The sequence below is a fragment of the Halomicrobium urmianum genome, from assembly GCF_020217425.1.
Taxonomy (GTDB): Archaea; Halobacteriota; Halobacteria; order Halobacteriales; family Haloarculaceae; genus Halomicrobium; species Halomicrobium urmianum.
In genome coordinates, this window is the sequence record NZ_CP084090.1 from 663926 (window position 1) to 684612 (window position 20687).

Consider the following 20687-nt stretch of genomic DNA (forward strand, 5'->3'; position numbering starts at 1 on the left):
GTCGTCAGGACTGGTCCTCTATGACCTTGTTCGCCGCGTGCTCGCCGCTGATCACGCACATCGGCACGCCGATGCCGGGCCGGGTGAACGACCCCGTGAAGTACAGACCGTCGACAGCCGACGAGCGGTTCGGCGGGCGCAGGAGCGCGGTCTGTCGGAGCGTGTGTGCCAGGCCAAGCGCCGTCCCCCGCGTCGCGTTGTACCGGTCGGCGAAGTCCGAGACGGCGAAGCTCTCCTCGACGACGATCCGATCGCGCAGGTCGACGCCGGTGTTCTCGGCGAGGTCGGCCAGTATCTTCTCGCGGTACTCCTCGCGGATCCCGTCGCCGTCGTGCAGTCCGGGCGCGATGGGGACGAGCAGGAACAGGTTGCTGTGGCCCTCGGGCGCGACGGTCTCGTCGGTCTCGGACGGGACGCAGCAGTAGTAGGCCGGGTTCTCCGGCCAGCGCGGGTCCTCGAAGACGGCGTCGAAGTGCGGGTCCCAGTCCTCGGGGAGCACGAGCGTGTGATGAGCCAGCGGGTCGACGTCGCCCTCGACGCCGAGGTAGAGCAGGAAGGCCGAGGGGGCGTAGGTGCGCTCGTCCCAGTAGTCGTCGTCGTACTGGCGCTCGTGGGCGGGTAGCAGGTCTCGCTCCACGTGGGCGTAGTCGGCGTTGACGACGACCTCGTCCGGGCGGTAGCTCTCGCCGCCGGTCGTCTCGACCTGGAACCCCTCACGCCGTCTGGCGATCTCGTCGACCTCGCGACCCGTCTCGTAGGTCGCCCCCAGTTCCTCGCCCAGCTCCACGAGGGCGTCGACGACGCTCCCCATACCGCCCTCGGGGTAGTACACGCCGAGGTTGAAGTCGACGTGGCTCATGATGTTGTACAGCGCCGGGGTGGTCCGGGGGGAGCCGCCGAGGAAGACCAGCGTGTACTGGACCACCTGCTGGAGCTTCGGGTGCTCGAAGTAGTCCTCGACGTGGCCCTGCATGGATCCCAGTAGCGAGAGGCCGACCGGCGCCGCCCGCAGGACGTCGAGGTCGACCCAGTCCCGCAGGCGCGAGCGGTCCTCGTAGACGAAGTTCTCCATCGACGTCTCGTAGTGGCGCTCGCTGGTCGCGACGTACTCCCGGAAGGCGTCGCCGGCCCCTGGCTCGTAGGACTCGAAGGTCTCGGCCATCTCCCCGACGTCACCGGTCACGTCCATCCGATCACCGGGGGACTCACTTCGCTCGTCCCCCGAGCCTCCGCTCGCGGAGACCCCGTCCTTGAAGAAGATCCGGTAGTGGGGGTCGAGGTGCTCCAGGTCGTAGTAGTCGCCGGGCTCCCGGTCGAAGTGCGCGAAGAAGCGCTCGAAGACGTCGGGCATCATGTACCACGACGGTCCCATGTCGAATCGGAACCCGTCGGTCTCGAGGCGGCTGGCCCGGCCGCCGAGCTGATCGTTCTTCTCGAGGACGTACACGTCCGCCCCTTCGTCGGCGAGGAAGCAGGCCGCCGAGAGCCCGCCGACCCCGCCGCCGACCACCGCCACCGACTCGTCTGCGAGTCGCTCCATCGACTGGACGACCGGCCGCGACGCCAATAAAGACGCACCCAAACGGGGTTCGCTTCGCCGGTCTATTCGACTCCCGACCTCGCCCACGACCGCCCTCGACCGGTGGGTTAATAACTACTTAGACGGAGTTAACAACTATGGGCATCACAGAACGCAGCGATATTAACGGCGGCCTCGGCCGGTGGTCGGCGATCGGGGTCGCGTCGGCGGTCGCTCTCGTCGCGCTGTCCGCGCTGGCCGTCGCGACGGGCGTCGAGAAGGTAGTGGTCATCTCGTGGGTCGCCTTCGCCGCGATGGCCGCGGGCGCGTGGCTCGGCGCGAACGCCGAGCAGACGGACCCCCACGGCCTCGTCTGGGGCTACGGGCTGGCCAGCGGCGCGATGATCGCCAGCGCGGCGATGTTCCTCCTGCCGCAGGCAATCGGCCTCGGCGGCGAGGCCGGCGCGCCGCAGCTCGGCGGCGTCGGCGTCGCCGCCGGCATCGTCGTCGGCTACAGCGCCCACACCGTCGGCCACCGGCTGACCCACGTCGACCTCGGATTCGACGTGGCCACCGCCGAGATCGCCGCCCACGCGCTCACCGCCGGGCTGATCATCGGCGTCGTCTACGGCGCGATGCCCACCCTCGGCCTCCTGCTCGGTCTGTCGATCGTCTCGCACAAGGGCCCCGCCGGCTACGCCGCCGCCCGCCGTCTCTCGCGGGAAAGCAAGCCCGCGACCACGCTGCTCCTGCCGGCCGCCGGGGTGGGCATCACCGCCCTTCCCGTCGCCATCGTCGGCCTCTCGCCGCCGCCTGCGCTCAACGCCGTCGTCTTCGGCTTCGCCGCCGGCATCTTCCTCCACGTCGCCATGGACTTCCTCCCCAACTGCGAGACCGGCAGCGAGATCGACGAGGTCTGCTCGCTCCACGAGCACTCCCACGACCTGCTCGACGAACTCCGCACTCACGCCGTCGGCTCTACTGTGATCGGCGGCCTCGTAGTCGTCGTGGCGTGGACACTGCTCTGAGGGGCGAAGTCTCTCCTTCTCACTACGAGAGTTCACCTCGCGACCACATCTATTCAGAACGGCCCGAAAGCCCCGGCAGGCTGCGGTCCCGCAGCCTGCCGCCCCTTTTTCCCACACTGTTTCGGCTGGCCGGTCGCCCACTCGCGGGCGGGAATGAAAGGGGTGGGGCTTTCAGGCCGTTCTTGATAATCCTCTCTCCGACGAAAACAGCTACAGCTCCCGATACGTCTCGGGGTCGTCAAGCTCCCACAGCAGTTCGGGGAGGAAGGCGTCGAGGTGGTCCACGACGCGCCGCTCGGAGACGTTCAGGCCCTCGCAGTGCTCTTCGGCCTCCTCGCGGATCGAGACGTGCAGCTCCCGGTCCTCACCGTCGGGGGCCTCCTCGACGGTGACGTGCAGGGGGAACACGGAACAGCGCGCGGGCTTCCAGTCGTGCTCGTCGTGGAGGGCGCAGAGGCCGTCCTCGCGCAGGAAGAAGCAGGCGCCGCCGTCCTCGGCGACGTGCTCGTCGCGCTCTTTCTCCTCCCGGCGGACGAAGTCCTGGCCGCGGAACTGCGTGGTCGACTCGGCGAGGCTCTCCCGGGCGGCCAGCTCCAGCAGGTCCTTCTCGTAGAGCAGGACGCCGTGCTGACAGCACCAGGTGCACTCCTCGACGCACTCGAAGGTCAGGTCGGGGTCGAAGTCGACCACGACCTCCCTGTCGGGGTAGACCTCCACGCGGCGGGCTTCGGTCGACACTGGCGACCCTTCGCGGCGGACGGGCAAAAGGCCGACGAGTCGGGGCCGGACCCGTATCGCTATGCCGCTGGCGCGCCAACCCGTTGACACATGAAGGACGAACTGAGTTACGCCCCGTCGCCGGAGGCCGTCGAAGGCGAAGCGGGCGAACCGCGAGCCGAGAGCGCCGATGGCGTCCTCTCGACGCTGGGACCGTACGTCCGGCGCGGAGCCGAGTCGGGAGCGCTCGCCGGGATCGCCGGCGTCGCCGGGCTCGCCCGGAGCCGCCGGGCCATGCGCCGAGGCGCGCGGTCGACGGCGGTCCGGCACGCGCTGGGAGCGGCGATCTGGTTCGCCGTGGCGGCGGTTCAGCGACGGTCCGCCGGAGAGCGTTCCGGGAGCGGCGGGCACGGCGACGCGGAGACCCCGGAGTCGGCGGCCGTCGACGCGGGTGCGGGCGGCGAACTCGTCGGCGGCGGCGAGGCGACGGGCACGGTCCGGAACACGGACGCGTTGCTCGAGGACGAGAGCGACGGAGACGAGACGGACAGCGGCGCAGACGGTGGTGGCGCCAGGGAGTGACCGTCAGTTGTAGTCCCGCCAGCGGTGGCCACACTCCTGGCACTTGAAGAAGCGCGTCGGCGGTTCGTCGGCGGAGCCGGTCTGCTTGATCGTGTACCAGGCCTCGGTGTGGCCGCACTCGTCGCAGTGGACGTCGTCGGCCGTGGGCTTGCCCTCGAAGTTCGCGCCCTCCTCGGTCTCGATGACGTCGTCGTCGCTCTGTTCGGCGGTGCTGACGAACTCGGCGGCCCGTTCCTCGTCCCTGGCGTCCTCGGCGCCGCAGGACGAGCAGACCATCACGTCGCCGTCCGAATGCATCATCGAACCGCAATCGTCGCAGAACTGCATGGTGTCCAGGCCGTAGTCGCCGCGCCCTCAAATACCTCCGGTATCGGCGCCCTGCCATCAGAATCGTTTAGGGCGAGTTGGGAGTAGCACCGAACATGACGAGAGAGCAACTCGAAGCGGCGAGCGACCTGCTGGCGTCGGTCGCCGACTCGGCCGAAGCGGCTGACAACGAGCGACTGGAGACCCTCGCGGGCAAACTGGAGCGCTTCGCGGAGGCCGACCGCGGGCCCGACCACGGCTCACTGGCCCGCGTCGAGAACGCGCTGGACGAACTGGAGGCGGCGGCCGACGACGACGTCACCGCGGACATCCGCGAGGCCCACGAGTACGTCACGGAGTACCGATCGGGCGTCGAGGGCGTCTAGACGGTCGCTCTTTGACGACTCAGTCCGGAGCCTACCGGAGCCGCCGGAAGACCCGGAGCGCGATCGATACGAGCGTGCCCAGGCCGGGGACCCGACTGGACAGCGCCGCCGCCCCGAGCAAGAGTGCGCCGCTCTTCGGCCGTCCCCGGGCGAAGGCGATCGCCGCGTCGACGAGCGTCGCGAGGGTGCTGAGGTTCCTGGCCGACCCGCCGAGACCGCGCGCTGCGGCTGTATGCGGTGCTGACATCGTTCCCCGTAGGCGCTGTCCGCAGATACGCTGTCCCCTTGCACTCGCCGGGATCGACCCGCGGCGCGACGGACCGTCTGGGCATCAAAGTAATACGTCAGCGGCAACTAATCTGTGGCATGTCGACCGATATCGAGGGCGGAAACGAGGCCGAGGAAGGGGCGGTCGAGGACCGGAGCGAGGCCACTGACGCGGACATGGACCCGGCCGAGCGCCGGTGTGCTATCTCGCTGAACGACCACCCCGACGAGTAGGCCGGCGCGGAGCGGTTTCTCACCTAACAGTCGGACTCGTCGACCAACTGCTCGGCCAGCAGCGGGACGAAGGTGCCGATGTCGGTGACCATCCCGACCGCCTGCGCGGAGCCGCGGTCCAGTAGCTGGGTCACGGTGGCGGGGTTGATGTCGACGCAGACGACCCGCGTCGTGGAGGGGAGGCAGTTCCCCACCGCGACGGAGTGCAGCAGCGTCGAGAGCATCAGCACCATGTCGGCCTCGTGGGCCTGCTCGCGGATGGCGTTCTGGGCCTCGACGGCGTCGGTGATGGTGTCCGGGAGGGGCCCGTCGTCGCGGATCGACCCCGCGAGGACGTACGGGCGGTCGTTGGTGACGCACTCGTACATCACGCCGGACTCCAGCGTGCCGGACTCGACGGCCGCCTCGATGCCGCCCTCGCGGATGATCTCGCTGATGGCGTAGATGTGGTGCTTGTGCCCGTGGCGGGCGTGGTCGAGGCTCTCGGTGTCCATGCCCAGCGAGGTGCCGTACAGGTCCCGCTCGATGTCGTGGACGGCGAAGCCGTTGCCGGCCGAGAGCATGTCGACGTAGCCCTCGCGGACGAGGCGGGCGAGGTCCTCGCGGGCGCCGGAGTGGATCAGCGCGGGACCGCAGACGGCCAGCACCGTGCCGCCCTCCGCTTTCGTCTCGGCGATGGCCTCGGCGATCTCCCGGATCGTCGATTCGGAGGGCCGCTCGGAGGAGATGCCGCCCTGCATGAAGCCGAACGCGCCCTGCTCGCCGCGGGGGCGCTCGGGGGGCTCGACCTTGATGCCGGTCTCTCCGGTGACGATCAGGTCGCCCTCCTCGACGGCGTTGAGGACCTTGGTGTACGCTCGCGGTTCGTCTCGCGGCTCCTCGTCGTCCCCGCTCGACCTGTCCGAGGCGCTACGCGCCTCGTGCTCACCGTCCTCCACGACCACGGCGCAGTCCATCTCGATGTTCTCCACCTCCAGCCACTCGCCCTCGTAGCGGACGTAGGTCGGGTGGTTCGTCGTCGAGTAGAAGCCGTTCGGGACGACCTGGTCGGCGGGGGCGGGATCGAGCGTCGCGTCCTTCGGGTCGATCGGGTTGACGCCGTTCTGGTGCAGTTCGTGGATGATCGACTCCAGGTGGTCGACGTCGTCTGCCTCCACGATCAGGCGGGCGTAGGACTCGTCGTTCTCGTGGCGCCCGACCTCGAACTCTTCGACGGAGAAGGACCCACCCATGTCCATGGTGGTCACCATACAGGTCTGCATCATCCCGGAGTCGATGATGTGCCCCTCCAGTTCCACCTCGCGCGAGACGGTCATGGAGGAGCGAACGAGAGGCGGCGACAAGACGGTTTTGGACCCGCGCGCTACCGTCGCACGGACCGGCCGGCGGCCGCGGTCGCTAGCCGTCGGCCGGGACCGTCAGTCGGCGTCCGTCCGGCACTCGACGGTCCACTCGTAGCCGCTGCGCTCGGCGAGTCGCTCGTAAAACCGCCGGAGGCCGTCGGATTCGGTGGCGGGCAGCACGTGCAGGCGGACGGCGCCGTCGCGGACCGAGACGCGGAACACGTCGCCGCAACCGTCGTCCCGAACCAGCCACAGCGCCATCGGCAGTTCGAGGAAGTCGCCGGCGCGGTACGGGCCCGCCGCCAGTACCGACTCGACGAGGCGCTCCAGCCCGTCGTCGTCACGGTCGACCGCGGGTTCGAGGTGGAACACGGTCGACCCGTCGTACTCGAGGCCGCCGCCGGCGGGGTAGCGGCGGTCGGGCCGGGCCGGGATGGTGAACGACGGCTCGGTCATCCACTCGCGAGTACGTCGCGATCCGATTTAAGTCCGCGGGCGTTCACGCCGTCGCGGACCCTCGACGTGGGTACGTGCGGCCGCTACGGCCTGTTCGCCCCGTCCGGGGAGAGCGGTGTCGTCGAGTCGTTCGCCGTCGTGACCACCGAGCCCAGCGGCGACGTCGCCGACCTCCACCACCGGATGGCCGTGACCCTCGAACCGGGAGAAGATGAGACCTGGCTGCGTGGCGATCCGGCGGCGCGTCGGGAACTGCTCCGTCCCTCTCCGGGTGACCTCTCGGTGCGGCCCGTCTCGCGAGCGGTCACCGACCCGGGTAACGACTCGCCGGCAGTGCTCGCGACGCCGGAGTGAGAGCTCTGCGGGGCAGGGAAGCGCTACTCGGAGGGGTTCCGGACCCGCTCGAACTGGTGGACCATCTCCCACATCGCGTCCTCGGTGTCGCGTCCGTTGGTCGCGTCCTCGAGTTTGCGGTACAGGCTTTCCGACACCGTTATTTCTGGCATCAGTGACACGTATGCGGTGGTCCATCATAAAATCTCGCGGACTCGGAAGCGAGTTAATCGTATACAGCGGGCCCCTACTGCCGGTTCCACGGCGTCGCGAGAGTCGACGCGCTTTACTGGCGGCTGGCCGACGTGGGCGACGTGATCGAGATCGACGGCTCGGACGGCGGCGGGCAGCTCCTGCGGTCGGCGGTCGCGATGGCGGCCGTGACCGGACGGAGCGTCCGCGTCGAGGACGTCCGCGGGGACCGGCCCGATCCCGGGATCAAACACCAGCACCGCGCAGCCGTCGCGGCCGTGGCGGCCTGCTGCGACGCCGACGTCGAGGGATACGAGCTGGACAGCGAGGTCCTCTCGTTCGACCCGGGCCCGGTCACGGGCGGCGACGTCGCGGTCGAGATCCCGACCGCGGGCAGCGTGACGCTGGTCTTCGACGCCGTCCTGCCGCTGGCGGTCGCGCTGGACGAGCCGCTGCGGGTGACGGCGACCGGCGGCACCGACGTCAGGTGGTCGCCGGCCAGCCCGTTCTACCGCCGGGTCAAACTCCCGCTGCTCGCCCGGCACGGAGTCGTGGTCCGGGCCGACCTGTCTCGGTACGGCTTCTACCCCGAGGGCGGCGGCGAAGCGACGCTCTCGCTCGCCCCTGCCACACCGGCGCGACTGGACCTGGCCGACCGCGGCGAACGACGCGGCGTACACGTCGTCTCCGTCTGTACACACGATCTGGCCGAGAGTGACGTCGCCCGGCGGCAGGCGACGGCGGCCGTCGAGCGACTGCGAGCAGGCAGTTGCGAGATCCTGTCCGAAACTGTGCGCCGCGTCGACGCCCCGTCACCCGGTTCCGTCGCGCTCGTCCGGGCGGAGTTCGAGGGGTCACTGGCCGGGTTCAGCGCCCTGGGTGAACCGGGACGGCCGGCGGAGGACGTCGGCGAGACGGCCGCGGACGACGCGCTCGCCTTCCTCGACGGCCCCGGCGCGGTCGACCGGCACCTCGCCGATCAGCTCCTCCCCTTCCTCGCGCTGGCCGGCGGCGCCGTCCGGATCCCCCGCGTCACCGACCACGTCGAGAGCCACCTGTCGCTCCTGCGGGCGTTCGGCTTCGAGATCGAGTGCGAGGAGCGGGCCGAGGGCGCGGTCGTTCGTGCACCGGGGAAGTGACGCCGGCTACTCGTCGAGGTACGACCGGATCCGCTCGACGGTGTAGTCGGCCTCGTCGTCGGTCAGGCACATCGGATTCACCGTGACGCGGCCGGCGTCGATGCCGTCCGCGCCCACGAACAGGCGGGGTCGCTCCTGCCGCAGTTCCCGGGCCAGTTCGGTCGCGGTGATGCCCGCGTCGTCGGGGTCGACGGCGACGACCACCTCTGGCGCGACCGAGACGGCGTCGTCGCTGGTGATCTCCGTGGCGACACCGGGCGCGTCGCCGAGCCCGTCGGCCACGCGCATCGCGCGGGCGGTCCACTCCTCCTGCTTCGCTTCCTGGTCCTCCTCGATGAACAGCTGGAGGGCCCGGATGATGCCGACCAGTTCCTCCTTGCCGACTTTGAGGCCGCGGCCGATGCCCTGGCGCGGGACGCCGCCGAGGTCGTCGACGTCGACGAGGTCCTCGGGCGGGACGTAGGCGTCTTCGTGGGCGTGCATGTCGAGGTGCTGGGCGGCGGCCGAGCGGACGTACTCCTCGCGGCCGGCGAGGATGCCGGTCGACTGCGGGCCGCGGATGGCCTTGCCGCCGCTGAAGGCGACCATGTCCGCGCCGTCGTCGATAAAGCGCTCCAGGTTCGAGGCGGGCGGGAGCTCGGCGGCGGCGTCTACGACGACCGGGACGTCGTGGTCGTGAGCGATCTCGGCGACCGCCTCCAGCGGGGGCCCGGTGTACTCCTTCTGGACGTAGCCGACGGCGGCCGTGTCCTCGTCGATCGCGTCGGCGATCTCCCAGGGCTCGACGTTGCGCGACCCCGTCCCGAGGTGGCGGTCGTTGGCGCCGACGTCGACCACGGTCGCGCCGGCGGCGCGCAGCGCGTGATCGTAGCCGGTGCGGTGGGTCCGGGGCATCACGATCTCGTCGGCCAGGCCCTCGGTGTCGGGGAGGCGAGCCATCGCGCCGAGGTCGTCGCCCGCGATGGCCGCTGCGGCGGCCAGCGTCATCGTCGCGGCGGCCCCGCTGGCGACGTAGCCGGCCTCCGCGCCGGTCGCGTCGCTGATCAGGTCGCTCGCACGGGACTGCAGGTCGGAGATGCGGGCGAAGGAGTTCGCCGCCTCGCGCATGGCGTCGGCCGCCTCGGGGCGGATGAGGCTGCCGCCGATGCGGGTCTTCGTCCCGGTGGCGTTGACGACCGTCGGCACGTCGAGTTCGTCGTAGATCGCGGCGTGGTCGGGCATGCGGATGCAGTTCAGCGGCGAGGCATTAAGCGTTGCCACGGGAGTTCGACTTCTGTCAGTTCACTGGGTAGCGGCGGCGTAAGGTCGCCTTACGCCCGTTAATTCCTTCGTACTACAACTAGGAATATAACCGCGTGTCGACAACGGGGCGACGATGGATACGGAGGAGCGCGCGTCGACGGTGGAGCTCACGTTCGAGGTGCGCGACGACCGATCGTTCTTCGTCGCCGCGTCGGAAGCCCTGTCCTGCCGGGTCGTCGGCGAGGAGGCGATCCATCGCCGGGACGGCGACTACCTGGAGTACCTCACCGTCGAGGCGCCGGCCGACGAGACGCTCACGTTCGCCCGGTCGTGGTCGGGCGCCGAACACGCCCGCGTCGTCCGGGCGGACGACGGAGAGTGCATACTCGAACTCGTCCTCGACGGGGCGGGCTGCGTGGTCGGGACGCTCGCGAACACGCACGCGCTGGTGTCGGAGGCCTACGCCGAGGACGGGGTCGGCATCGTCGTCGCCGAGGCCCCCGAACATGCCGACGCGCGGGCCATCGTCGAGGAGTTGCGGGACCACCACGAGGCGACGTCGCTGCTCTCGAAGCGCCACCGCGACGAGGCGGGACTGAGTCCGGTCACCAGCCGCAGCGGCGCGGAGCGGTACCTCTCGAAGCTGACGACGAAGCAGCGCGACGCGGTGCGGGCCGCCGTCCGCTGCGGCTACCTCGCCTGGCCCCGTCGCAGCACGGCCAGCGAGTGCGCGGAAGCGCTGGGCGTCTCCCAGCCCACGTTCAGCCAGCACCTGTATCGCGGCCTGGAGATCCTGCTCACCGCGCTGTTCGAGGAGGTCGCCGACGAGACGGATCAGGTGCCCGCCGAGCCGTAGTGCATCGACGTTCCCGCGGGACCAATCGCGATAGGCAGCACGTTCAGGGTGACCTCCGTCGTTGTCGGTAGTAGTTACTGGCCGGGTCGACGGCCGACAGCACTACCATGATCGACACAGCGACAGGGGCGCCAGAGGCGTCCACAGAGGCAGAATCGGTACCGAGCGAGGACATCGTCCAGGCAGTCGCCGTCCGCGAGGGCGCCGACCCCGTGACGCTGGACCCGCTGTATGAGGCGATCGATCCCGACGCCCTCGACGCGGTGGTCGACAGCGGGGCCGTGGTCTCCTTCGAGTACGAGGGCTACGAGATCACGGTTGACGAGGGGACGATCACGATCGAGTAGCGTTCGCGTCGCCGTTCTCTACCGCCGACCGTCGTCTCGAAGCGGGACGGTCAGTTCGTCGTCGTGATCTCGACGACGTCGCGGTGTTCCAGCACCGTGTCAGCGCCGATCTGACGCCCGGAGCGGACGTCGTGGGCGTGCAGGAAGCCGTCGCCGATGTCAGTGTGCAGGAAGTACGCGAAGTCCTCGGCAGTCGCGCCCCCCTTGAGGACGAAGCAGTCCTGCAGGAAGCGTTCCTCGTCCTCGGGCTGACGCGCGCCGGGGAAGACGGCGATGGCGCCCAGTTCCTCGAACAGGGACGTCTCCAGCGCTCGCTGGACGCCCGTCCCGCCGTACTCGGTGACGAACTCGCGGATCTGCTCGATGCCCGCCGCCTTCGCCTCGGGCAGGTCGCCGGTGACCTCGAAGTCGGCGTCGCCGGGGGTGTACTCGAGGACGCCCTGCTCGTCGCCGTTCTTGAGCGCCTTCTCGGCGTGGGCGCTCGTCGGGACGAACGTGAGGTGGTCGTAGTCGGGGTCGTCGACGATCTCGGCGTAGTTCGCCTGAGCGGCCCGCGTGTCCATCTTGTTCGCCGCGATCACCATCGGCTTGGTCCGCTTGCGGATCTCGCGAGCGAGTTCCTCCCTATCGACCTCGTCCCACGCGTCCGGATCGAGTTCCAGGTCCAGCGAGAGGATGGTCTGCTTGATCTCGTGCTCGCTCGTGCGGAAGGCGCTCATCTGCTCGGCCAGGTCTTCCTCGACGTCGGCCTCCTCGCCGTGGTAGCCCGAGCGGTAGCGCTCGATGCCCTTCTCGAGGACGTCGAGGTACCACATGTCGAGTTCGTCCTCGAGGAAGTCGATGTCCTCGCGGGGGTCGTGGTCCTCCGTGGGTTCGCCCTCGATGTCCGTCTCGCCGGAGAAGTCGACGACGTGGATCAGCACGTCCGCCTCGTTGAGGTCGCTCAGGAACTGGTTACCCAGGCCGCGGCCCTCGTGCGCGCCGGGCACGAGGCCCGCCACGTCGACGAGGCGGACCGGGACGAACCGCGTCCCGTCGTCGCAGTAGCCCTGGTTCGGCGTGCAGGAATGGTCGAACTCCGGACCGGCGCAGTCGACGCGGACGTACGCCTCGCCGACGCTGGGATCGATGGTCGTGAACGGGTAGGCCCCCTCGGGCACGTCGTTCATCGTCGCCGCGTTGAAGAAAGTGGACTTACCGACGGAGGGTTTGCCGACGAGTCCGACGTCGAAGCTCATTGTCACTCCGAAAGCGGATGAGCGGCTTAAGGGCTGTCAAAGGAGGTGACGGCGGTTGTGAGTGGCACACACGGTAGCGGGCGCGGGTAGTCGCGCCAGCACCGCGCCGCCTCCTACAGCGACTTCTCGTAGACGTTCACGGCCTTCTCCTCGCCACCGAAGTCCACCGTTCGCTGCCCCGCCTCCTCGAAGTGCTCGCGGTAGAACGCGTTGCCGACGCCGTTCTCGACCAGCACCTCGTCGCGGATGGTCATGGTCCCGACGTCGCGGAGGTGCTGCTCGCCCCGTTCGAGCAGGGCGGTGCCGATTCCCTCGCCCCAGTGGTCGGGGTGGACGTAGATGTCCAGGTCGCCGATGCTCGCGGGTTCGGTCATGCCGCAACTGGCGTAGCCGACGACGTCGCCGTCGCGCGTCGCGACGAAGAAGCCGACCTCGTCGAGGTCGATCATCCGCTCCAGGACGTCCTCGTCGTACGCCTCGTCGACCATCGCCGCGACCGCCGCATCGCCGAAGATCCCGTCGTACACCTCGTGCCACGCGGCTCGCGCAACCCGCCGGATCCCGGGAACGTCGTCCCACTCCGCCGGACGGACGGACGCCTTCGAGGTCATAGCCGGCGATACGCGGGCCTCGACCATAGTAGTATGGCAGTGAATACCACAATGCTCGCCACCCCGCCGTCGTCCCGCAGTTTTCGCGGCTGATAGCCGGTCGGTAGCGATAAATAGGGGGCCACGCGAGAGGAACGCAACTCACGATGCAATCGAGACGCGGCTCCCCGTCGACGTCGTCCGAGTCCCCTACCGAACGGACGGTGACGACGGCGTGAACGTCGCTCGAACGCTCGCCGTCGTCGTGGTCGGCGCGCTCCTGACGACGACGACCGTCGCCGCCGTGGCGACGGCCGGCGCACACGGGACGGTTCTGGACCCCGACTTCGTCACCGAGACGGTCGCCGAGGAGGAGGGCTACGCGGTCGTCCGGAACGCGACGCTGTCGGCCGTCGAGGACAGCGTCCCGGAGTCGGCGGGGGCCGCCGGGATCGACACCGGTGCCGTCGTCGCCGAGGCGGTGGACCGCCGGTACGTGCGAAACCAGACCGACGCGAACGTCGACCGGCTGTACGCCTACCTCCACGGGCAGCGGGCGGAGCCCGACCTGACCGTCGACACGCGCCCGGTGAAAGCGGAGGCGTCGGCGGCCGTCGCGAGCGAGGTGGCCGACGCCAGTCTCACCACGCTGGTCGCGGAGAGCGACGTCGAACTCCGCGACCCCGTCAACGCGACGCTTCTGGAGCGGATGACCAGCGGCCCCGCCGGGTACCAGTCCGCCCGGGCGACCGTCCGCGACGAGGCCCGGGAGCGCGTCCTCGACGCGGCCGTCGACCGGGCGTACGGCGAGGCCAGCGACGACCGGCTCCTGTCGCTCGTGATCGACGACTACGACCCCGACGACTACTCCGAGGCCGAGAAGGAGCGGCTGATCGATGAGCACGAGGGCGAGATCCGGACCGCGCTGCGCCGGTACATCAGCGAGGAGCGCGGCGACGAGATAGACAGCCGCGTCGACGAGGAACTGGACGCCGTCCGCGAGCAGTACGCCGGCCGGACCGCCGACGACACCGACGAGCAAAGCTCGTCGAGTCCTCGTTCGTCTTCGACTCACGAGGACCCGGTCGAGAACGCCACCCTCGCCGTCCAGGCCACCGTCGCGACCGGTCTCACCACCGACGTGGACTACGGGACCTTCCGCGACCGCCTCGACGCCGACAGGGAACGGCTGGGCGAGGCGGCCGGCGACCGCGCCCGACAGCGCCTCGACCGGGAGCTGCCCGACCGGCTCGACCTGACCCAGGAGCTGGGCGACGGGACGACCCAGCGGCTCGAAGGCGCGCGGACGGTCGTCCAGTGGTTCGACCGCCTGCCGTTCGTCCTGCCCGCCGTCGGCGCCCTGCTGATCGGACTGCTGTACTACGCCACCCGATCGCTCCCGACGGTCCTCGGGACGACCGGGGCCGCACTGGTCGCCGGGAGCCTGCCGCCGTACCTCGCACTGGGGGTCCTCCGGGACCGGGCCGCCGCGGCGCTGGGCGGCGGCGACGCGATCAGCGGGTTCGCGGTCGGGTTCGTCGAGCGGACGCTCGCGCACGTCGGCGCCGTCTCGCTCGCCGTCGCGACCGTCGGCGTCCTGCTGGTGGCCGCGTGGCTGGCGCTGCGCTACGACCTGCTCGAGAAGCTCCGCGGCGGCGGGTCGAACGAGCCGCGGATCGCCTGAATCGTGCTGCCGGAGCTCCCGACCGCTACTCGACGCGCTCGCGCGCCGCAGCGACGACGAGCGGGAACGTGATGGTGGCGTCGGCGTAGACGGAGACGTTGCGCGCGTCCGTCTCCAGTTTCCCCCACGAGCGGGCCTCCTCCAGCGTCGCGCCCGAGAGCCCGCCGGTCTGGGGCGGGTCCATCGTCAGCTGGACGGCGTAGTCGTAGGCGTCCGGCGAGACCAGCATCGTCTGGAGGACGTAGTTCTTCGGGACGCCGCCGCCGACGACGAGCGCGCCGGCCTCGTCGGCCTCGTAGGCGATGTCCGTGATCTGGGTCATGTCCGCCAGCGCGTCCAGCGTGAAGTCGCTGGTCTGGGAGTACATCCACGACTGGAGACCGAGCACCGAGTCCTGGACGGCGGGGCAGTAGATCGGGACGTCGTTCTCGTAGGCCGCGGCGGCGACGCCGGGGTCCTCCGCGACGTCCTCGCGCTCGTTGACCTCGCTGTTGGCCCGGCCCAGTTCCTCGGTGAGCCGCTGGATGGAGACGCCGCCGTCGTCCGACTCCTCGGCGAGGACGGGGAACACCTCGTCGCGGAGGTGGGACTCGAACAGCGCGAAGTGCTCCTGTGGCAGGTAGACGTTGTAGATGCGGTCGACGCCCTCGTCGCGCAGCTGCTCGTCGTGCTCGCGCTCGGTCATACCCTCGGCGTGGGTCTCGCCGTGATGGTGCTTCCCGCCGATGGCCTCGATGGAGTCGTGGGTGAGGTTCGCGCCGGTCGTGACGAGCGCGTCGACGTGGCCGTCCCGGATCAGGTCGCTGACGATGCGGCGCATGCCCGTCGGGACCATCGCCCCGGCCAGCCCGAGGAAGGTGGTCACGTCGTCCCGCAGCATCTCGGCGGTGACGTCGACCGCCTCGTGGACGGTGGCCGCGCCGACGCCGGCGTCGCCGTACTCGTCGGCCAGTTCGCCGACCGTCATCCCCGCCCGGGCCTCGCTGTGGCCGACGGGGTCGTGGTCGAACGCCTCTCGGTCGTCGCTCATACCCCTCCTCGCGGCGGCGCGGGCTTCAAGGCCGCGCTTCGCGGTCGCGGCAAGCGGGCAGCGCGGCATTGCTCCCCGATAGGAGAAATTGAAACTATTCACACATCGAGGGGCACCCCGGGTGCCCATCGAGTGTGTCAGTGCGTTCAATTTCTCCTATAGTCGTCGGCCGCCGTCCCGTCGGCGGCGTCGGCCTCGACTGCGGCCACGTCGTCGGTAGCCCCGTCGCCCTCGCCGTGCGATTCTCGCTCGATCGGCGCCTCGCAGCAGTTCGATCGGTACTGCTCGTACTCTCGGACGAGTTTGCACTCGCGGTACCGGTGTGCGGTCACCCCGCCGCAGTCGGTACACCGGAAGGTCCACTTCGGGTCGGCGAAGGTGCGGCAGTGGACCTCGGTGTCGAGCGCCTCGGCGCGCTCGCGGAAGGCCGCGCCGTGACCGGTGGTCCCGTAGCGCTGGAACTGCTCGACGTGGATCAGCTCGTGCCGGAGCGTCGACTGCCACTCCGCGCGGTCGAACGCCTCGAAGGCCGTCCAGGTGAGCGACACGGTGCACTCCGGAGGCCGGCCGTCGGGGCCCGGGTTCGCCTCCCAGTCCATCGGCTCGCCCACCGTCGCGCCGTCGATCACCGGCCGCTTGACCGCCGCGGCGCGGCGCTTGGCGCGCGTCGAGACCTCCCATTCGACGAGGTCGAAGCGCGTGTCGAGCCCCCACTCCCGCCTCGCGTCCCGCGCGTACGAACGGGACCACGCGATCAGCTCCTCGTGATCGGAGATCGTCTCGAACGGCGGCGCCTCGTCCATTGCGTTCCCCTGTGTGACGGACGGGTTTAGGCGTCCCGGCCGCGGATCGGGGACGCGCCCGCCGATGTCCGTCAGATACCCTCTCTTGCCCTAGATGTCATTCCCAAAACCTGTGTGATGGTAGTCAGTAAGCGCGATCACTAGTCCAGTAACTCCGATCAAATACTCGGAGAGCGCTCAGTAGCGTCTGTATGGGACTCTGAACGGTTCTTCTGTACTAAGGTACTTCTCGCCCTCGTCGGATATTGCAGCGGAGCTGACTCCTCATGACAAGCGACAGCACAAAGACCCGCCTCGCCGCCGTCGCCCTCGCCCTCGCAGTGATCACTGTCGGGGGCGTCGCGACGATGGGCGTCACGGCACAGGACACCGACAACGAGACGACAGACAACGAGACCGAGGTCGGTCTCACAGACAACGAGACGACGGACAACGAGACGGACGTCGGTCTCACAGACAACGAGACGACGGACAACGAGACGGACGTCGGCCTCACCGACAACGAGACGATGGAGATGCCGACGGCGACCCTGACCGTCGAAGACCAGATGAGTAACGGCAGTGCGATCAACGTCTCGTCCGTGAATCTCTCCGAGGGCGGGTTCCTCGTGGCGTACAACGCCACCCTGGCGGAACCGCTCGGGTCCGTGAACGCCACGGACGCCGGTCAGAACGAGACGATGGCCGTCGGCGACAACGCGACCGATAACGCCACGGACAACGCCACCGACAACGAGACGCTGAGCGTCACCGACAACGAGACGATGGCCGACGGCCAGAACGTCACTCTGACGCTCGACGAGACGCTCGACGAGAACCAGACCATCGTGGTCGTCGCGTTCCAGGACACGAACGACAACGGCGAGTTCGACCTCGGTACCGACGAGGTCTACATGAACGAGAACGGGTCGATCGCGTCCGACTCCGCGATGGTGAACGTCACTGACACCGCGGACGACGAGACGGAGATGGACGAGACCGACGAGGAGGACGACGAGGCTGACGTCGGCCTCACCGACGACGAAACCACCGACAACGAGACCGCCGACAACGGAGCCGAGGACACCCCTGAAGGAGACGAGGACGGCGACGGGCTAGTCGAGCCCGGGTTCCTCGACGACGACGACAACGAGACTGACGACAACATGACCGACGGCAACGAGTCCTAGATCGGTAACCGCAACCCGTCGACTGATTTCTGACGGGGCCGCCGTCGCCGCGGCCCTCGTCGCCCTTTCACTCCCGATCGAGCAGTCCGAGGTCCTCCGCGGCGCGGTCGAGCAGGTGTTCCGCGACCTCCGGATCCAGACGCGCGACCTCCTCGCCGTCGTGAAGCTGGTCGTTGTGTCGATCGATGGCCGCCTCCAGGTTGTCGAAGGGGACCTCCGTGCGCGTGTCGCACTCCGGACAGACCACCGGGACGTCCGGCAGTTCGCTCTCACCCGACATACCCGAAAGGCGCGCGCATCGCAGCAAAAGCGTTCGGGTAGCCGCCGGGGAAGCACTCGAAACCTACTCTGTCGACGAGCCGACGCGGCGGAGACGGTCCCTGGCGGGAGCCCAGCGGCGTCAGAGCCCGGTCGGGAAGTCGAGGAACGTCGTCTCGACGCCCCAGCCGTCGAGCAGGTCAGCCAGCGACCGCACGCCGAAGGTCTCCGTCGCGTAGTGGCCGGCCAGCACCACGGTCAGGCCGGCCTCGCGGGCCTCGTGGTAGGCCTGCTGCTTCCCCTCGCCGGTGATCAGCGCGTCCGCCCCCGCCGCGGCGGCCTCGTCGATCCAATCGACGCCGCTACCGGTGACAACGGCCACGTCCTCGATCCGCTCCGGGCCGAAGTCGAGCACCTGGACGGGCCGGGCGCCGGTGTCGAGCGACTCCTCGAGCGTCGAGCGCAGCTCGTCGGCGGTGTACCCCTCGGGCGCTCGCCCGCGCTGGCCGATGTACTCCGGCCCCACCTCGCCGAACGGCTCGCGGTCGGTCAGGTCGAGCAGGTCCGCCACGCCCGCGGCGTTGCCCAGTTCCTGGTGACCGTCCAGCGGGAGGTGCGAGACGTACAGCGCCACGTCGTTCTCGATCAGCGGGGCGGCGCGCCGGTAGTACGTCCCGGTCAGCCGCTCCATGCCGCCGAAGACGACGCCGTGGTGGGTCACCAGCAGGTCGGCGCCCGCCTCGACGGCGGCCTCGGCGGTCGCCTCCGCGGCGTCGACCGCGACCGCCGCCGTCTCGATTTCGGCGCTCTCGGGCCCGACCTGGAGCCCGTTCGGGCTCGGATCCACGTCGGCGTAGGCCGCGGTGTCCAGCCGGTCGTCGAGCCGCTCCGTAATCTCCTGCAGGTCCATGTCCGGTCCGTCGGTCGGCCCCGCCGTATGCCTTCGGACTCCGGCGTGAGCTCACCGGGCGATCAGGCCGGTGCCGACGTCGGATCGTCCGGGAGCGTCAGAAGCAGTCGCCGCGTCAGTCGGCCTGCACCAGCTGGCCGTTCCGCTCGTCGATCAGGTCGTGCTCGACGGCGGCGTCGATGATGCGCTCGAACTCGTCGTCGCTGATCTTGTAGGCGTTGGTGGCCACGGCCCTGATCTCCGCCCGGTCGACGGGGAACTCGCGGTTCTGGAGCAGGCGCATGACCTTGTTGTACTCCAGTCGGGTGAGCGAGGGCTCCCCGTCCGTCGGTCCGCCGGTGCCCTCGTCGGCGTCCTCGTGAGGCGAAGCCGAGCGAGGGCTCGACGAGCTTTGCTCGTCGGCGTCCTCCGGAGTATCAGCGACGGAGGGCTCGCTAGAGCTTGCTCCAGCGGCGTCCTCGTGAGGCGAAGCCGAGCGATGGCTCGACGAGCTTTGCTCGTCGGCGTCCTGACGAGCCTGCGATCCGGGGCTCGTGGAACCCTGTTCCACGGCGTCGCCCGCCTCCGAGCGATCGTTCGCGACGTCGGCGGCGCTCCGGCCGTCGGCGTAGTTGCCCCCGTCCCCGGTCGACCCGGAGCGACCGCCGTTGGGCCGGCCCGTCGGCGCATCCGAGTTGCCGTCGCCGGCGCCGGCCGACCCGTTCCGCCGCCGTCGTGGCGTCGCCGACCCGTCGTCACCGCTCGCACCGCCGAGGAGCCCCTCGTCGCCCGCTGCGTCTCCGCGAGGCGAAGCCGAGCGGGAGCTCGTGGAACCCTGTTCCACGGCGTCCTCTGCTGACATCCAACCGACGTCCCCGCCGTCGGCGTCGCCCTCGACGGCCCCGTCTGCGTCGACCTGTCGCCGCTCGGAATCGCCGTCCGTGCCGGACCGACCGTCCATCGCGCCGACGACCGTCTCGACCACCTGGCCGAGTTTCCGCCGGCAGGTCGGGCACAGCACGACCGTCTGCTGCTGGTCGTCGTCGGGGTGCAGTTCGGCGGGCACGATCGGATACTCCGAGAGGGAGGCGTCCAGCGCCGCCCCGCAGAAGTAACACGAGGAGAGTCGATCCATGCGGCCACGTGTGTCGGCCGCTGTCTTAAATTATCCGCCGCCGTGACGGGGCGAAGGGGTCGTGCCGCTGACGGCGATGCAGCCGTCCGTGTGCAAAGTCGCTGACGGCAATTCAGCCGTCGGCGTGCAAAGCCGCTGACGGCAATTCAGCCGTCAGCGTGGGCGTAGACGAACGCGCGCAGGAGCTTCGCGGCGAGAACGGCGGCCTGGCCCTCGTCCCGGTCGTTGACCTCGACGACGTCGAAGCCGACGGCACGGGGCGCGACGGCGCGGACCGCCTCGTGCATCGTCGACGGGTCGAGGCCGAACGGCTCCATAGTCCCGGTGCCGGGGGCGTAGCCGGGGTCGGCGGCGTCGATGTCGACCGAGAGGTAGGCGTCGCCGTCGAGGTCCGGTTCCCAGTCGGCGACCGCCTGTGGCGGGACGACGGTGACGTCGTCGGCCCCGGCGCGCTCCCACTCGGCCTCGCTGCCGGTGCGCGCCCCGAGGATCACCGCGCGGTCGGCGACGTCGAGGGCGTGGTTGGCGACGGTCGCGTGGCTCAGCGGGTTGCCGGCGTACGATTCGCGGAGGTCGAGGTGGGCGTCGAGACAGACGAAGACGTCGGGGTCGAGGGCGCGGACGCCCGCGACGGTGACGGTGTGCTCGCCGCCGACCAGCAGCGGCAATCGGCCCTCCTCGGCGTGGTCGGCGAGCGTCCCGCGGAGGAAGGTCAGGTACTCGTCGACGTCGTCGGTCGGGCCGACGTCGCCGTGGTCCGCGACGGCGAGGTCCGTGAAGCGCTGCTCCGTGTACTGGTCGTAGTCGTCGAACGACTCGGCGAAATGGCGGACGCGGCGCGGACCGAACCGAGCGCCTGGCTGAAACGTCGTCGAGGCGTCGAGCGGTGCGCCGACGACGACGTACTCTGCCGACGCGGGGTCGGCCGACGCGCCGGGGAACAT

Annotated in this window: 26 protein-coding genes; 10 read left to right on the forward strand and 16 right to left on the reverse strand. The window is 69.8% G+C overall.

The annotated features are described in order from the left end of the window. Nucleotides 1-4: 4 nt before the first annotated feature. The gene (gene crtID / locus LCY71_RS03305) at nt 5-1540 is read right to left on the reverse strand and encodes a bifunctional phytoene desaturase/3,4-desaturase (RefSeq protein ID WP_225334943.1); all 1536 of its coding nucleotides are present in this window, start codon (nt 1538-1540) and stop codon (nt 5-7) included. A gap of 137 nt (nt 1541-1677) precedes the next feature. Between crtID and LCY71_RS03310 the strand changes: the two genes are divergently transcribed. Continuing rightward, nucleotides 1678-2547 (forward strand): ZIP family metal transporter, encoded by an 870-nt coding sequence (locus LCY71_RS03310; protein ID WP_225334944.1) that lies wholly within the window; start codon nt 1678-1680, stop codon nt 2545-2547. Between the two features lie 210 nt (nt 2548-2757). On the opposite strand, the gene LCY71_RS03315 is transcribed toward LCY71_RS03310, so the two are convergent. Next, the gene (locus LCY71_RS03315) at nt 2758-3285 is read right to left on the reverse strand and encodes a YkgJ family cysteine cluster protein (RefSeq protein WP_225334945.1); all 528 of its coding nucleotides are present in this window, start codon (nt 3283-3285) and stop codon (nt 2758-2760) included. A gap of 90 nt (nt 3286-3375) precedes the next feature. On the opposite strand from LCY71_RS03315, the gene LCY71_RS03320 reads away from it, so the two are divergent. Then, nucleotides 3376-3846, forward strand: coding sequence for a hypothetical protein (locus LCY71_RS03320; RefSeq protein ID WP_225334946.1), 471 nt, complete (start codon nt 3376-3378; stop codon nt 3844-3846). Nucleotides 3847-3849: 3 nt separating this feature from the next. Here LCY71_RS03320 and LCY71_RS03325 read toward each other — a convergent pair whose 3' ends face one another. Beyond that, nucleotides 3850-4173, reverse strand: a complete 324-nt coding sequence (locus tag LCY71_RS03325; RefSeq protein ID WP_225334947.1) for a transcription factor S — start codon at nt 4171-4173, stop codon at nt 3850-3852. Nucleotides 4174-4268: 95 nt separating this feature from the next. On the opposite strand from LCY71_RS03325, the gene LCY71_RS03330 reads away from it, so the two are divergent. Further along, entirely contained in the window at nt 4269-4538 is a 270-nt protein-coding gene (locus LCY71_RS03330; protein WP_225334948.1) for a DUF7553 family protein, read from the forward strand. A 31-nt stretch (nt 4539-4569) separates the two neighbouring features. On the opposite strand, the gene LCY71_RS03335 is transcribed toward LCY71_RS03330, so the two are convergent. Then, nucleotides 4570-4785: a hypothetical protein gene (locus LCY71_RS03335; RefSeq protein ID WP_225334949.1), complete on the reverse strand. Its 216-nt coding sequence runs from the start codon at nt 4783-4785 to the stop codon at nt 4570-4572. Nucleotides 4786-4904: 119 nt separating this feature from the next. On the opposite strand from LCY71_RS03335, the gene LCY71_RS21375 reads away from it, so the two are divergent. Then, a complete protein-coding gene (locus LCY71_RS21375) occupies nt 4905-5039 on the forward strand; it encodes a hypothetical protein (protein WP_263654220.1) in 135 nt (44 codons plus the stop codon). A 23-nt stretch (nt 5040-5062) separates the two neighbouring features. On the opposite strand, the gene LCY71_RS03340 is transcribed toward LCY71_RS21375, so the two are convergent. Together LCY71_RS03340 and LCY71_RS03345 are read right to left on the reverse strand one after the other, a co-directional pair. Beyond that, a complete protein-coding gene (locus tag LCY71_RS03340; RefSeq protein ID WP_225334950.1) occupies nt 5063-6355 on the reverse strand; it encodes an ornithine cyclodeaminase family domain in 1293 nt (430 codons plus the stop codon). A gap of 102 nt (nt 6356-6457) precedes the next feature. Next, nucleotides 6458-6838, reverse strand: coding sequence for a hypothetical protein (locus tag LCY71_RS03345; protein ID WP_225334951.1), 381 nt, complete (start codon nt 6836-6838; stop codon nt 6458-6460). Between the two features lie 66 nt (nt 6839-6904). Between LCY71_RS03345 and LCY71_RS03350 the strand changes: the two genes are divergently transcribed. Further along, nucleotides 6905-7192: an SOS response-associated peptidase family protein gene (locus LCY71_RS03350; RefSeq protein ID WP_225334952.1), complete on the forward strand. Its 288-nt coding sequence runs from the start codon at nt 6905-6907 to the stop codon at nt 7190-7192. A gap of 23 nt (nt 7193-7215) precedes the next feature. On the opposite strand, the gene LCY71_RS03355 is transcribed toward LCY71_RS03350, so the two are convergent. After that, on the reverse strand, nt 7216-7344 hold the full coding sequence (locus LCY71_RS03355; RefSeq protein WP_225334953.1) for a DUF8556 family small protein: 129 nt from the start codon (nt 7342-7344) through the stop codon (nt 7216-7218). A 141-nt stretch (nt 7345-7485) separates the two neighbouring features. Between LCY71_RS03355 and rtcA the strand changes: the two genes are divergently transcribed. Beyond that, nucleotides 7486-8502 (forward strand): RNA 3'-terminal phosphate cyclase, encoded by a 1017-nt coding sequence (rtcA, locus tag LCY71_RS03360; RefSeq protein ID WP_225334954.1) that lies wholly within the window; start codon nt 7486-7488, stop codon nt 8500-8502. Nucleotides 8503-8508: 6 nt separating this feature from the next. Here rtcA and LCY71_RS03365 read toward each other — a convergent pair whose 3' ends face one another. After that, entirely contained in the window at nt 8509-9723 is a 1215-nt protein-coding gene (locus LCY71_RS03365) for an aminotransferase class V-fold PLP-dependent enzyme (protein WP_225334955.1), read from the reverse strand. A gap of 154 nt (nt 9724-9877) precedes the next feature. On the opposite strand from LCY71_RS03365, the gene LCY71_RS03370 reads away from it, so the two are divergent. Both LCY71_RS03370 and LCY71_RS03375 read left to right on the forward strand, forming a co-directional pair. Next, nucleotides 9878-10600: a helix-turn-helix domain-containing protein gene (locus LCY71_RS03370; protein ID WP_225334956.1), complete on the forward strand. Its 723-nt coding sequence runs from the start codon at nt 9878-9880 to the stop codon at nt 10598-10600. 107 nt (nt 10601-10707) lie between these two features. Then, complete coding sequence (locus tag LCY71_RS03375; protein ID WP_225334957.1) at nt 10708-10947, forward strand: HalOD1 output domain-containing protein; 240 nt, start codon at nt 10708-10710, stop codon at nt 10945-10947. Between the two features lie 50 nt (nt 10948-10997). Here LCY71_RS03375 and LCY71_RS03380 read toward each other — a convergent pair whose 3' ends face one another. Then, a complete protein-coding gene (locus LCY71_RS03380) occupies nt 10998-12185 on the reverse strand; it encodes a redox-regulated ATPase YchF (RefSeq protein ID WP_225334958.1) in 1188 nt (395 codons plus the stop codon). Nucleotides 12186-12298: 113 nt separating this feature from the next. Next, complete coding sequence (locus tag LCY71_RS03385; RefSeq protein ID WP_225334959.1) at nt 12299-12796, reverse strand: GNAT family N-acetyltransferase; 498 nt, start codon at nt 12794-12796, stop codon at nt 12299-12301. Nucleotides 12797-13010: 214 nt separating this feature from the next. Here LCY71_RS03385 and LCY71_RS03390 point away from each other — a divergent pair, with 214 nt between their 5' ends. Then, a complete protein-coding gene (locus LCY71_RS03390; RefSeq protein WP_225334960.1) occupies nt 13011-14459 on the forward strand; it encodes a hypothetical protein in 1449 nt (482 codons plus the stop codon). A 25-nt stretch (nt 14460-14484) separates the two neighbouring features. On the opposite strand, the gene LCY71_RS03395 is transcribed toward LCY71_RS03390, so the two are convergent. Next, entirely contained in the window at nt 14485-15489 is a 1005-nt protein-coding gene (locus LCY71_RS03395) for a deoxyhypusine synthase (RefSeq protein WP_225334961.1), read from the reverse strand. Between the two features lie 146 nt (nt 15490-15635). Next, entirely contained in the window at nt 15636-16292 is a 657-nt protein-coding gene (locus LCY71_RS03400; protein ID WP_308444690.1) for a SprT-like domain-containing protein, read from the reverse strand. Between the two features lie 266 nt (nt 16293-16558). Between LCY71_RS03400 and LCY71_RS03405 the strand changes: the two genes are divergently transcribed. Continuing rightward, complete coding sequence (locus LCY71_RS03405) at nt 16559-17461, forward strand: DUF7282 domain-containing protein (protein ID WP_225334962.1); 903 nt, start codon at nt 16559-16561, stop codon at nt 17459-17461. A 67-nt stretch (nt 17462-17528) separates the two neighbouring features. On the opposite strand, the gene LCY71_RS03410 is transcribed toward LCY71_RS03405, so the two are convergent. The 4 genes from LCY71_RS03410 to LCY71_RS03425 all read right to left on the reverse strand — a co-directional run bounded on the left by LCY71_RS03410 (nt 17529) and on the right by LCY71_RS03425 (nt 20687). Then, a complete protein-coding gene (locus LCY71_RS03410) occupies nt 17529-17741 on the reverse strand; it encodes a DUF8149 family protein (RefSeq protein ID WP_225334963.1) in 213 nt (70 codons plus the stop codon). A 120-nt stretch (nt 17742-17861) separates the two neighbouring features. After that, on the reverse strand, nt 17862-18629 hold the full coding sequence (locus LCY71_RS03415) for a Nif3-like dinuclear metal center hexameric protein (protein ID WP_225334964.1): 768 nt from the start codon (nt 18627-18629) through the stop codon (nt 17862-17864). 115 nt (nt 18630-18744) lie between these two features. After that, nucleotides 18745-19743: a DUF8528 domain-containing protein gene (locus tag LCY71_RS03420; protein ID WP_225334965.1), complete on the reverse strand. Its 999-nt coding sequence runs from the start codon at nt 19741-19743 to the stop codon at nt 18745-18747. A gap of 146 nt (nt 19744-19889) precedes the next feature. Next, nucleotides 19890-20687: an arginase family protein gene (locus LCY71_RS03425; RefSeq protein ID WP_225334966.1), complete on the reverse strand. Its 798-nt coding sequence runs from the start codon at nt 20685-20687 to the stop codon at nt 19890-19892.